Below are 12921 nucleotides of genomic sequence, written 5' to 3'. Positions count from 1 at the left end.
GGAACCACGGCGAACCGGCCGACTCGACCGGGCCGCGCTCCCGGCCCCGCCCGGGTGATGGCCACCGCCGAATCCGGAACCTCCATCCCGCACCCCGACAGCCCCGGCGGTTCCGGCACGCAACCACCGGCCTCGACCGAGCCCGCCACCGGAACCACGGCGAACCGGCCGACTCGACCCGGCCACGCTCCCCGCCCCACCCAGGCGATGGCCACCACCGAACCCGGAACCTCCACCCCGCACCCCGACAGCCCCAGCGGTTCCGCCACACGACCACCGGCCTCGACCGAGCCCGCCACCGAAACCACGGCGAAGCGGCCGGACCTGCGGTTCTGGTACCTCTGGAGCGCCACCACCATCTCCGGCCTCGGCGACGGTGTGCGGTTCGCCGCCTTCGCGCTCTTCGCCGCGGTGCTGACCCGTGACCCGCTCCCGGTGGCGCTGGTGACGGTGGCCGGGCAGCTGCCGTGGCTGCTGGTCGGCCCGTTCTCCGGGGTGGTGGTCGACCGGTTCGACCGGGTGCGGACGCTGTGGCTCTGCGAACTGGGCCGGGCCGCGACCATGGGCGCGTTCACCCTGGTCACCGTGCTCGGCGGGACCGGCATCGCGGTGCTGGTCGGCACGGCGTTCCTGCTCAGCTGCCTGGACACGCTGGCCGACAACCTGTCGCAGGCGATCACCCCGGACGTGGCCGGGTCGCGGTCGCTGGACTCGGCCAACAGCCTGCTCTTCGGCGGCCAGATGGTCACCACCGAGTTCATCGGCACGCCCATCGCGGCGCTGCTGTTCGCCTGGGCGTACGCGGTGCCGTTCGCGGTGGACACGGTCAGCTTCGTGGTGTCGGCGCTGCTGATCATGGCGCTGGGCCGCCGTCGGCCGCCCGTGCCGCGGCCCCCGGCGGCGGCACGGGGATCGGTCGCCGCCGACACGGCCGGGGCCGTCCGGTGGCTGCTGCGCCACCGCCTGCTGCGGTCGCTGTGCCTGCTGATGGGGGTGCTGAACTTCGCCGTCGTCGGCGTGCTCGGCATCGCCGTCCTGTACGCGCTGGAGGTGCTGCACGTCAGCCCGGTGCTGTACGGCGTGCTGATGGCCCTCATCGCGGTGGGCGGCCTGCTCGGCTTCGCGGTCACCCCGGCCCTCAGCGCGCGGATCGGCGCGCGGCGGACGCTGCTGCTGGCCTTCGCGCTGTGCCCGGTCCCGCTGCTGGTGGCCGCCCTGACCTCGGACGCCTGGGTGGCGGCGCCCGCGTTGCTGCTGGTCGGCGCGGCCGCGTCGCTGGGCGGGGTGGTGAGCACGACGCTGCGGCTGCGGCTGATCCCGGCGGAGAGCTACGGGCGGGTCAACGCCGCCTACCGGCTGTTCGTCAACGGCCTGGCCCCGCTCGGCGCCTTCGCCGGCGGGCTCGCCGCCCAGCAGTTCTCGCTGCGGGCGCCGTTCTTCGTCGCGGCGGCGGCGACCGCGGCGCTGGTGGTGCTGGGCCCGCGGCTGCTGCGCGGGCTGCGGGAGTAGCGGTTTCCCCGACTTCCCCGCCCCGGTCACACCGTCCGAGGATCGACGAAACCGCCACGAGGGGATGGAGCCGCATGACTGGGTCAGCTGTGTCGTCCCGGCCGGTCGACGGCGAGGTCAGGGCCGTGCCGCCGGCCACCCTCCCGCAGCTGTTCGAGGCGGCCGTGCGGGCGCACCCGACGGCCCCGGCGCTGCTCGCCGACGAGACGGGCGTGCTCACCTTCGCCGAGCTGAACGCCCGGGCGAACCGGCTCGCGCACCTGCTGATCGCACGGGGCGCCGGGCCGGAGCGGGTGGTGGGGGTGGCCCTGCCCCGCTCGCCGGACGCGATCGTCGCCATGGTGGCCGTGCTCAAGGCCGGCGCGGTCTACCTGCCGCTCAACCCGGAGTACCCGGCCGAACGCCTCGCCGTGATGGTGGGCGACGCCGCCCCGGTGGCCGTGCTCGCGGCGGACGGCCTCGACCTCGGCCCGGCTCCGGTGCTGCGGTGGGACACGCTCGCGCTCGGGGACTTCCCGGACACCGACCCGGCCGACGCCGACCGCGTCGCCCCGCTGGACCCGGCGCACCCGATCTACCTGATCTACACCTCCGGCTCGACCGGCGTCCCCAAGGGCGTCGCGATGCCGGCCACGAGCCTGGTCAACCTGCTGGCCTGGCACGGCGACCGGTTCGCGACCGGGCCGGGCACGCGCACGGCCAACCTCTCGGCCATCGGCTTCGACTTCGCCATGCACGAGGTCCTGGCCGCCCTGGTGCACGCCAAGTGCCTGGTCGTCCCGGCCGAGGACGTCCGCACCGACCCGATCCGGCTGGCCCGCTGGCTCGACCGGCACCGGGTGCACCAGGTGTTCCTGCCGAACGTGCTCATCGAGTCCCTGTGCGAGGCGGCGGCCGTGGCCGGGGTGGCGCTGGCCGACCTGCGCGACATCGTCCAGTCCGGCGAGCCGCTGGTGCTCGGCGAGACCCTGCGCGGCTTCCTCCGCACCCACCCCGGGCTGCGCGTCCACAACCACTACGGCGCCACCGAAATGCAGGACGCGACCACGTGGTCGTCCGGCGGCAGTCCGGTACCGACCATCGGCCGTCCACTGTGGAACGTCCGGGTGCACGTGCTGGACGAGGACCTGCGGCCGGTGCCGGACGGCGAGGTGGGCGACCTCTACGTCGCGGGCGCCGGCCTGGCCCGCGGCTACCTCGGGCGGCCGGGGCTGACCGCCGAGCGCTACCTGCCCGACCCGTTCGGCGCGCCCGGTGACCGGATGTACCGCACCGGCGACCTCGCCCGGTGGACCGCCGACGGGGAACTGGACTGCCTGGGGCGCAAGGACAACCAGGTCAAGATCAACGGTTTCCGGGTGGAGCCGGGCGAGGTCGAGGGCAGGCTGCGGGCGCTGCCGGGCATCCGGCAGGCCCTGGTGCTGCCCCGGCCGACGGCAGGCGGCGGCAAGCAGCTCGTGGCCTACGTCGTCGGCGCGGACCCGGACGCCACGGCGATCCGGGCGGAGCTGGTGCGGTCGCTGCCCGCGCACATGGTTCCTGCCGCCGTGCTTTCCCTGCCCGAGCTGCCGGTCGCCCCGAACGGCAAGGTGGACCTGAAAGCCCTGCCCGCCCCCGCGTTCGCGACCGGTGCCGCCGAGGCCGAGACGCCGGAGCAGCAGGCGCTGGTGGACGCGTTCACCGCCGCCCTCGGTGTCCCCGCCGGGGTGGACGACGACTTCCTCGCCCTCGGCGGCGACAGCCTCGGCGCGGTGCGGCTGGTGGTCCTCGCCCGGCGGGCCGGGCTGGCGCTGGACACCCGGCAGGTCTTCGAGCTGGGCACCCCGCGCCGGCTGGCCGCGGGCGCGGCGGCCGCGGCGGCCCCGGCGATCCCGGTGCGGCCGCTGGTGGCCCTGCACCACCACCAGCTCAACCGGCTGCGCGCGGTCCACCCCGGCCTGACCGAGATCCTGCCGGTGACGCCGGTGCAGCGGGGTTTCCTGTTCCACCGCCTGCAGGACACCGACAGCTACACCGAGCAGCTGCGGCTGGAGCTGGCCGGCCCGGTCGACGCGGCGGCCCTGCGCGCGGCGGCCGTCTCGGCCCTGCGCCGGCACGCCCCGCTGCGCGCCGCGTTCGAGGTCGCCGGCCTGCCGGAGCCCCTGCAGGTGATCGTGGGCGAAGCCGAGCTGCCGTGGCGCGAAACGGACCTGCGGGCGCTGGCCCCGGCCGAGGCGCGGGCCCGGGCGGACGTCCTGGCCGGCCGGAGCAGGGCCACCCCCTTCGACGTGCGCACCCCGCCGCTGCTGCGCCTGCACCTGGTCCACCTGCCGGGCGGCACCGCGCACCTGGTCCTCGACTACCACCACCTGCTGCTCGACGGCTGGTCGGTGACGTTGCTGGTGCGCGAGCTGCTGACCCCGGCGGAGACCCCGGTGCCGCCGCTGCGCAGCTGGTTCCGCGTCCTGCGCGCCAAGGACCGGGACGCGGCGGCCGCGGCCTGGAAGTCCACAGTGGACGGCGTGGCCCCCACGGTGCTCGCCCCGCCGGTGGACGGCACGTCGGCTTCGGCCCACCACGTCGTCGAGCTGCCGGCCGCGGAGACGGCCCGGCTGGTGGCGCTGGCGCGGGCGGACCGGCTGACGCTGAACACGGTCGTGGTGGCGCTGTGGGGTGCCGTCCTGGCCGCCGAGACGGGCGGCGGGCCGGCGGTGTTCGGGACGACGGTGTCCGGGCGGACGGCCGAGGTGCCCGAGGTGGAGAGCCTGGTGGCGATGCTGGTCAACACGGTGCCGGTGGTGGTGACCGTGGACCCCCGCGAGCCGGTGCGGGCGTTGCTGCGGCGGGTGCGGGCCGAGCAGCTCGCCCTGGCCCCGCACCAGCACCTCGGCCTCGGCGCGATCCGGCGCCTGGCGTCGTGGGAGTCGGAGTTCGACACGCTGCTGGTGTTCGAGAACCCGGACCTGCTGCTGGACGACCCGCGGATCCTCGACGTGCGCCACAGTGACGACACGCACTACGCGCTGAGCCTGCTGGTCACCCCGGGCGAGACGCTCCGGATCGCGTTCACCCACCGGCCGCACCTGCTCCCGGCGGCCCGGGTCCACCGCCTGGCCGACGAGCTGCTCACGCGCCTGACGGCAGTCGCCTGCCTGTCGTGAGCGGGGGACTCCCCCACCCACGACAGGCAGGAAACCTCAGCCGGCCAACGTCGAACGAGCCGTGATCTCCCCGAAGGACCGCAGGTCCGGCACCCCGAGCTGCTCCGCCAGCGCCGCGGTCACCGGCCCCAGCGCGCCGTCGTGCGGGACCGGCGAACCCGACGCGCCGAGGATCCACACCCCGCCACACTGCGGGCGGTAGGTGCACGCCACCGGCGAGCCGTCGACCGGAACCGTCGTGGTCCGCTCCTCCGGCCCGAGGTCCGTCCCCGGCACTTCGATCCACAGCGACGCCGACGGTGTCTCGCGGACGACCTCCCGGTACACCTGCTCGACGTCCTGCCACCGGACCCCGGCCGCCTCGGGGCGGTGGTCCTGGACGGCGCGGTTGAGCAGCCGGGTCGGGAACTCCGGCCAGCCCGGCCGGACGCCGATACCCGACACGTGCCGCGGGTTCAGCTCGGTGGCCACGAAGCCGTCCTCGCCGGACAGACCGTCCACACTGAACACCCCGGTGTAGCCCAGCGACGCCGACAGCTCCTCCCCGACGCGGCGGGCGTAGCCGCGCAACGTCTCCGTGCGGGCGGCCGCCGGGCGCCAGGCCGTCGAGCAGCCGCCGTACACCAGCTGCCCGGTGCTCGGCCGGTGCAGGGTGATCACCTCGATCGGGTCGAAGACGGCCACGCCGTCGTCGAAGACCATGCCCATCAGGCTGCACGGGACGCCGGGCACGAAGGTCGCGAGCCGAACCCGTTCGGTGCGCACCCGCAGGGCTTCGACCGCCCGGCCCAGCTCGGCGCGGGACCGCACCCAGCGCAGGCCCTGGGAGCTGCCCAGCACGTCCAGGGTGGTGTCGATGGCGATCATCACGCCGTGGCCGCGGTCCAGTGACACGGCGGTGGCGGCCAGGCCGGGGTCGTCGACGTCGACGATCGCGTGCGGCGGGGCCGGGATGCCGACCCGCTGCCACAGCCGGTCGATGCGGGTCTTGTCCTCCCAGCCGGCCCACTGCGGCCGCCAGTGCCCGTAGGCCGGACGGCCGCCCAGCTCGGCGAACTCGCCGTAGGTGGTGCCGAGCACCTCCCACTCGCGGCCGGGGTCGAGGCCGTCGAGCCAGTCGACGATCTCCGGCGGCTTGGTCGCCAGCCACGCCTCGTACTGCCGGTGCGACATCTCCAGGCCGTGCTCGGCGCAGCTGAACACGTGCTCGGCCGGCGGGTCGTCCGGCCGCGGCACGGTGTTGATCACCACGGCCCGCAGCCGGGCGCCGGACAGGCGCAGCTCTTCGGCGAGCGCCTTCATGCCGCCGTTGAAGTGGTTGACGGCCATGACGACGTCACGGCCGGTCCAGCGGGCCCGCATGGCGTCGATGACGCCGCCGAGGCGCTCCTTCGGCGTGCCGGTCACGAGGAGGCGTCCATCCGCTGCCGCAGGCTCAGCGGCCGCATGTCGGTCCACACCCGGTCGATGTGGGCGAGGCAGGCTTCCTTCGTGCCCGAGGTGCCCTCCGCCCGCCACCCGGCGGGCACGTCGGCGTCCGCCCGCCAGATCGAGTACTGCAGCTCGTCGTTGAGCACGACCAGGTAGGTCTGCTCATCGGTTTCCGCGGCTGTCATCGGTCCTCCTCGGTGTCGTCGGGTCGTCCGCGAGCAGCGCGGCGACCTCGTCGTCGGTCAGGTCGGCCAGCTCGTCCAGTGCCCGCCGCAGCTCGTCCGGGTCGGCCTGCTCCAGCCGGGCGGCCCGCACGGCCGCGGCCAGGCCGGCGACGGTGGCGCCGCCGCCGAGCAGGTCGGCGGCGGACAGCTCGACGCCGAACTCGCGGCGGATGCGGGCCACGATCCGGGTGGCCAGCAGCGAGTGCCCGCCCAGCTCGAAGAACCCGCTCGTCACCGACACCTCCGGCAGGCCGAGCACCTCGGCCCAGATGTCCGCGAGCACCTGCTCCACCGGGTCACGCGGGGCAGTGCCACCCGGCTGGACGACCGTGGGCTCGGGCAGCGCGGCGCGGTCGAGCTTGCCGGTGCGCCCGGTCGGCAGCGCGGGCAGCCGGACGAACGCCGAGGGCACCGCCGCCGGCGGCAGCAGCTCGGCGAGGAACGACCGCAGGGCGCTGTCGGGCACGTCGTCGACGCCGACGAGGTAGCCGGCCAGCCGCGGTTCCCCGTCCGGGCCCGGCCGGGCGTCGACCGCGACGGCGGTGACCCCGGGGTGGCCGGCGAGCGCGGCCTCCACCTCGGCCGGTTCGATCCGGACGCCGCGGATCTTGACCTGCTGGTCGAGCCGCCCGAGGAACTCCAGCAGCCCGTCCGGGGTCCAGCGGGCCCGGTCCCCGGTGCGGTAGAGCCGCCGGCCGGGTGCGAACGGGTCGGGCACGAACCGCTCGGCGGTGAGCGCGGCGCGGCCGAGGTAGCCGCGGGCCACCTGCACCCCGCCGATGACCAGCTCGCCGGGCACCCCGACCGGTGCCGGGGCGCCCCGCGGGTCGAGCACGTACAGGCGGGCCCCGGTGATCGGGCGGCCGATCGGCAGCCGCGGCCGCGTCTCGTGGTCCGGGGTGATTTCGACGGCGGTGACGTCGATGGCCGCTTCCGTCGGCCCGTACAGGTTGTGCACGGCCACGTCCGGCACCAGCGCCCGGAGGCGGGTGACCGTCGACGGCGCCAGCTCTTCCCCGCTGCACACGACCCGGCGCAGCACGCCCGCGCAGCCGGCGACCGAGGGCTCCTCGACGAACGCCCGCAGCATCGACGGCACGAAGTGGCAGGTGCTCACGCCGGTCTCGCGGATCAGGCCGGCGAGGTAGGCGGCGTCGCGGTGGCCGTCCGGGCGGGCCAGCACCACGGTCGCGCCCGCCGACAGCGGCCAGAACAGCTCCCAGCCCGCCACGTCGAAGCCGATGGGTGTCTTGTGCAGCACCCGTTCCCCGGCGGTGAGCCGGTACTCGGCCTGCATCCAGCGGATCCGGTTGACCAGCCCGGCGTGCTCGTTCGCCACGGCCTTGGGTGTGCCGGTGGTGCCGGAGGTGTGGATGGCGTAGACGAGGTTGCCGGGCGTCGCCGTCGCTTCCGGCCGGTGCGCCGGGAACCCGGCCGCGTCGGCGACGCGGACCGTGGCGTGCCCCGGGAACCGCGGGGCGAGGTCGTCGTCGGTCACCACCACGACCGGCCGGACGTCCCGCAGCTGCGCGGTCAGCCGGGCGGTGGGGTTGGCCGGGTCGAGCGGGACGTAGCAGCTCCCCGCCTTGAGCACCGCGAGCAGCGCCACGACCAGGTCGGCCGAGCGGGGCAGGCACACGGCGACCACCCGCTCCGGGCCGGCACCGCGCTCGCGCAGCAGCCGGGCGAGGCGGTTGGCTTCGGCGTCCAGTTCGCCGTAGCCGAGCGTCCGGTCGCCGAGCACCGCCGTCGCGCGGGGATCGCGGTCGGCCTGCCGTTCGAACAGCTCGTGCAGCAGTCCCGGCGGTGCGGGGTCGGTGCCGGCGCCGCTGAGGTGGCCGGTGATCCGGGCGCGCTCGGCCGCGTCGAACAGCGGGACGTCGGCGACGGGGACGTCGTCGAGGTCGGCGACGCTGCGCAGGACGTGGCGGAACGCGTCGGCGAACCGGCGGGCGGTGTCGCCGGACAGCAGGTCGGCGGCGTAGGTGAAGTGCCCGGCCAGGCTGCCGTCGGCCTGCTGGGTGAGGTGGACCGACAGCTCGAACTGCGCGCCGGGGGCGGGCAGTTCGACCGCCTCGGCCCGCACGTCCCCGGCCTGCCACGGCTGCAGCGGCACGTTCTGCAGCGCCAGGACGGCCCGCACGAGCGGGGCGCGCCCGTCGGAGCGGTCGGGGTCGAGCAGCCGGACGATCTCGTCGAGCGGCACCGCCTGGTGCCGCTGGGCGGCGAGGCAGCGGGCCCGCACCCGGTCCAGCAGCTCGCCGAACGCGGGCGCGCCGGAGGTGTCCAGGCGCAGCGGGACGACGGTGACGAACAGCCCGACCGCGTCGGCGTTGCGGTGGTCCCGGTTGGCGGCCGGGGCGCCGAGCACGAAGTCGTCCTGGCCCGACCAGCGGGCCGCGACGACACCGAGCGCGGCCAGCAGCACCATGAACGGCGTCGCCCGCCGCGCGGCGCCGTACTCGACCAAGCGCTCGGTGGATGCCGCGTCCAGGCCGAAGCCGAAGGAGCGGCCGCGCCAGGTGGGCCGGGCCGGGGCGTCGAGCGGGAGGTCCAGCGGGCGGGCGCCGTCGAGGGCCGTGCGCCAGAAGCCGTCGTCGTCCCGGTGCGGCGGCGGGACCGGCTTCGCCGCCGGCAGCGGGGTGCCGCGGTAGGCGTCGCCGAGCTCACGGAGGAGGACGCCGAGCGACCACCCGTCGACGGCGATGTGGTGCGCGGCGATGCCGAGGTACCAGTCGCCGGGGCGCCGGACCAGCACGGCCCGCACCAGCGGCCCTTCGGCGAGGTCGAACGGGGCGGTGGCGAAGTCGCCGGTTTCCCCCTGCCGCAGGGGAAACGGGCCGGGCGGGCGCACGGTCGCGGTGAGGGTGCCGTCGGCGTCGGGCGCGAAGGTGGTGCGCAGGCCGGGGTGGCGGGCGAGGAGGTCGTCCAGGCACCGGGCCAGCCGTCCGGGGTCGACGGGCCCGGTCAGCCGCACGCCACCGTGCACGTGGTACGCCGGGCCGGCGCCCAGGGAGTCCAGCAGCCAGAGGGCTTCCTGCGCCCGCGTCGGCGCGGTGGTGTCCACTGTGGCCGGTTGCGGTCCGGGGGCTTCCGCGAGGAGGTCGCGCAGCCCGGTCAGGGTGAGCCCGTCGAGCAGGCGCGGCACGGGGAGTTCGGCCCCGAAGGCGTCGGCGACCCCTTCGGCGAGCCGGACCGCCCGCAGGGAGTCCAGGCCGAGGCCGACGAGCGGCTCGCCGGCGGGGACCCGGTCCAGGCCGAGCACCCTGCCCACGACCGCGGCCAGCCGGTCGTCCGCCTCGGCGGCCGGGACGGCGGAAGCGCCGGCCACCGGCGTCAGCGCGCCCTCGAGCCACTTCCCCCTGGTCTCGGCCCGCCGGACCTTGCCGCTGGTCGTCCGGGCGATCGCGCCCTGGCGCACCAATACGACTTCCCGCGGTGTCACCCCGTGCTCGGTCGCGATCGCCGCCCGGACCGCCGAGCGCACCGCCTCCGCCGTCTCCGCGCTCGTCCCGGCCGGCACCTCGTGCACCAGGACCAGGTACTCGTCGTCGCCGTCGTCCACCGAGAACGCCGCCGACCGGCCCGGCCGCAGCGCCGGGTGGGCCGCCTCCGCCGTCTGCTCGACGTCCTCCGGGTGGTGGTTGCGGCCGCGCAGCACCATCAGGTCCGTCAGGCGGCCGGTCACGTAGAGCTGCCCGTCCAGCGTGAACCCGAGGTCGCCGGTGCGCAGGAACCGCCGCCCCGGGTGGCCCGGCAGCTCGGCTCCGAACCGGGGCGCCGGCCGCCCGTGGTAGCCGTCGGTGACGCTCGGCCCGCTGACGCAGATCTCCCCGACCGCCCCGGCTTCCGCGTCGACGACGACCACGTCGTCGCCCGTCGCGGCACCGCAGCCGGTCAGGGCCACCGACGGGTGCCCGGCCGGCGGGTCGAGCCGCACCCGGCCCTCGGCCAGCTCCGCGCGGCCCACCTCGGCCACCGCCGGCCCGGCCGGCCGCAGCCCGCCGGTCACCAGCAGCGTCGCCTCGGCGAGGCCGTAGCACGGGTGGAAGGCCGTCCGCCGGAAACCGGCCCCGGCGAAGGCGCGGGTGAACTCGTCGAGCGTCGCGCGGCGGACCGGCTCGGCACCCACCAGCGCGTGCCGCAGCGACGACAGGTCCAGGTCCGCGCGCTCGGCCTCGGGGATGCGCCGGACGCACTCCCGGTAGCCGAAGTCGGGCGCGGCGGTGAACGTCGCGCGGCTGCGGCTGATCTCGGCCAGCCAGCGCACCGGCGCGCGCAGGAACGCCGCCGGCGAGAGCAGGCTGCACGGGAAGCCGCCGTGCACCGGCTGCAGGATGCCGCCGATCAGCCCCATGTCGTGGTACGGCGGCAGCCAGCTGACCGCGCGGCCGTCGGCACCGGCGCCGAGCAGCCGGCCGATCTCGGCCAGGTTCGCCATCAGGTTCGCGTGCCGCACGCGCACGCCCTTCGGCGTGCCGGTGGAGCCGGACGTGTACTGCAGGAAGGCCAGGTCGTCCTGGCCGGGACCGGGTCCGTCGAACGCCGTGTCCTCGCCGGTGTCGTCGACCGGCAGCCACTCCGGTCCCTCCATTGTGGACATCGAGGGGGCCAGCGCATCGCGCGTGGCCGTCGTCGACAGCAGGGCACGGGCGCCGGCGTTCGCGGCGACGTCGAGCATCCGCGCCGTCCCGCGCACGCCGGTCGGCAGGTACACCGGAACCGCGACGACCCCGGCGTACAGGCAGCCGAAGAACCCGGCCACGTAGTCGATCCCGGGCGGGAAGAGCAGCACCACGCGCTCGCCGGCCAGGCCGCGCTCGCGCAGCGCGGCGGCCACGAACCGCGCACGCCGGTCCAGGTCGCGGTAATCGACCACCAGCCGCTCGCCGGGGAACTCGAACGCCGTGCGGGACGGGGTGTCCTCGGCCCGGCCGCGCAGGAGACCGGCCAGGGTCCCTCGGTTCATCCGCGCACCTTCGCGACCACCGGCATGTGCTTGATGCCCGCGACGAAGTTCGACGACAGGTGCTCGACCTCCCCCGCGCGGTCGAGGTCGGCGAAGGTGCTGACGATCTCGTCGAACAGCGCGCGCAGCGTCACCCGGGCGACGGTGTGCCCGACGCAGTAGTGCCCGCCGACGCCGAAGGCGATGTGCCGGTTGGGCTTGCGCCGCGGGTTGAAGGTGAACGGGTCCTCGAACGCGGTCTCGTCCCGGTTGGCCGAGCCGAGCCAGACGACGACGGCGTCACCGGAGCGCACCTTGCGGTCACCGAGGTCGACGTCGCGCACGGCGTGCCGCATGAAGTGGTTGGCCGGCGAAGCCCAGCGCAGCGATTCCTCCACGGTGGTCAGGATCGTGTTGGTGTTCGCGCTTTCCAGGACCTCGTGGAGCAGGGGGGTGCCGATGACGGCGTCGAGCGCGGCCGTCGGCACGTACGGGGTGGTGACGTTCGCGCCGAGCAGCAGGCTGTAGCAGTTGGCCAGCACCTCGCCGAGGCCCATCGTGCGGCCGTCGACGTCGATGGTCAGCAGCAGGCTGATCAGGTCGTCGCCGCCCGGGTTCTTCTGCCGCGCCCGCACGATTTCGGCGAAGTAGGCGAACAGTTCCCGGTGCGCGCGCTGCAGCGTGGCCTGGGTGTCGGCGCCTTCGTTGAACTCGGGGTCGTCCGGCGCGATCGACATCAGGGTCAGCTGCGTCAGCCGCGGCCAGTCCTGCTCCGGCAGGCCCATCAGCATCCCGGTGACCGCCATCGGCAGCCGGGTGACGGCCTGCGCGAGGTCGAACGGCTCCCCCGACTTGGCCGGGTCGAGCAGCCGGCGCACCTGGGCCCGGATCTGGTCGCCGGAGCGTTCCACCGACTTGATGGTCAGCGCCCGCTGCAGCGGCTCCCGCATCCGGGTGTGCTTCGGCGGATCGGTGGCGGCCATCTGCTGCCCGCCCGCGGGGTCGTCCTTGCCCAGCAGGTTGAGCAGGGTGCCGCGCTGCGAGGTGAAGGTCTCGTGGTCCCGCAGCACCCAGGAGCCGTGCTCGTAGGTGGTCACCGACCAGAACCCGAGATCGCTGCCGACGGGGTGCCACCGCACCGGCTCCCGCCGGCGCATCTCGGCCCAGATCGGGTGCGGGTCGCCCTCGGAGTACGTCCGAGGGTCCACGAGGTCGACGGCGTCGAGGTCGATGGTGTTGTCCCCGATCGCGTCGACCGAAGTCGGAATTCGCATGGCGCGCTCTCCCCGTTCGTCGACAGCACGCAGTCGCGGGCCGCCCGGACCATCGAACCGCGCTCCCGGGGGCCGGGATGAGTCCGGAAAACCCCGGACGCTCCCGGCGCCGGTGTAGGGGAAGGCCGCCGAGGAGCCGGGAAGGCCGAGTACAGCGGCCGGGTTTCCGGCCGCGAGCTCGAAGCCACCCCGCACACCGCAGCCGCCCTTCGTGCCGCGACCAGCCGCAGCCACCGAGCCCGGCAGACCCGCCGAAGCCGCCCCTCACACCGCAACCACCCGCAGCCGCCCTTCGCGCCGCGGCCACCCGCGGCCACCGAGCTCGGCAGGCCCGCCGAAGCCTTCGCCCGCCGAAGCCGCCCCTCACACCCACGACCGTCCCCAGCCACCGCGCA

The 12921-nt window shown here is 75.5% G+C and carries 6 protein-coding genes; 2 read left to right on the top strand and 4 right to left on the bottom strand.

The annotated features are described in order from the left end of the window. Positions 1-207 precede the first annotated feature (207 nt). On the top strand, positions 208-1509 hold the full coding sequence (locus ABZX11_RS14630) for an MFS transporter (RefSeq protein WP_354913205.1): 1302 nt from the start codon (positions 208-210) through the stop codon (positions 1507-1509). A 74-nt stretch (positions 1510-1583) separates the two neighbouring features. Beyond that, on the top strand, positions 1584-4649 hold the full coding sequence (locus tag ABZX11_RS14625; RefSeq protein WP_354913203.1) for an amino acid adenylation domain-containing protein: 3066 nt from the start codon (positions 1584-1586) through the stop codon (positions 4647-4649). A gap of 36 nt (positions 4650-4685) precedes the next feature. On the opposite strand, the gene ABZX11_RS14620 is transcribed toward ABZX11_RS14625, so the two are convergent. From ABZX11_RS14620 to ABZX11_RS14605, 4 genes are read right to left on the bottom strand one after another with little or no spacing between them, the layout of a single operon-like run. Then, the gene (locus ABZX11_RS14620) at positions 4686-6056 is read right to left on the bottom strand and encodes a hypothetical protein (protein ID WP_354913202.1); all 1371 of its coding nucleotides are present in this window, start codon (positions 6054-6056) and stop codon (positions 4686-4688) included. Continuing rightward, positions 6053-6265, bottom strand: a complete 213-nt coding sequence (locus ABZX11_RS14615; protein WP_176171511.1) for an MbtH family NRPS accessory protein — start codon at positions 6263-6265, stop codon at positions 6053-6055. Before ABZX11_RS14615 ends, ABZX11_RS14620 begins: the two co-directional genes overlap by 4 nt. Further along, complete coding sequence (locus tag ABZX11_RS14610) at positions 6243-11273, bottom strand: amino acid adenylation domain-containing protein (RefSeq protein WP_354913200.1); 5031 nt, start codon at positions 11271-11273, stop codon at positions 6243-6245. Before ABZX11_RS14610 ends, ABZX11_RS14615 begins: the two co-directional genes overlap by 23 nt. Further along, positions 11270-12526, bottom strand: a complete 1257-nt coding sequence (locus tag ABZX11_RS14605) for a cytochrome P450 (protein WP_176171512.1) — start codon at positions 12524-12526, stop codon at positions 11270-11272. The genes ABZX11_RS14610 and ABZX11_RS14605 overlap by 4 nt, the downstream gene beginning before the upstream one ends. Positions 12527-12921 lie beyond the last annotated feature (395 nt).

The organism is Amycolatopsis sp. NPDC004169 (genome assembly GCF_040610315.1).
Taxonomy (GTDB): Bacteria; Actinomycetota; Actinomycetes; order Mycobacteriales; family Pseudonocardiaceae; genus Amycolatopsis.
This window is presented reverse-complemented; position numbering and strand designations above follow the sequence as displayed.

What these genes read in the sequence shown, in the direction of transcription:
- ABZX11_RS14605 (WP_176171512.1), bottom strand. Translation starts at nt 12,526, where the DNA reads ATGCGAATTCCGACTTCGGTCGACGCGATCGGGGACAACACCATCGAC.
- ABZX11_RS14615 (WP_176171511.1), bottom strand. Translation starts at nt 6,265, where the DNA reads ATGACAGCCGCGGAAACCGATGAGCAGACCTACCTGGTCGTGCTCAAC.
- ABZX11_RS14610 (WP_354913200.1), bottom strand. Translation starts at nt 11,273, where the DNA reads ATGAACCGAGGGACCCTGGCCGGTCTCCTGCGCGGCCGGGCCGAGGAC.
- ABZX11_RS14625 (WP_354913203.1), top strand. Translation starts at nt 1,584, where the DNA reads ATGACTGGGTCAGCTGTGTCGTCCCGGCCGGTCGACGGCGAGGTCAGG.
- ABZX11_RS14630 (WP_354913205.1), top strand. Translation starts at nt 208, where the DNA reads ATGGCCACCACCGAACCCGGAACCTCCACCCCGCACCCCGACAGCCCC.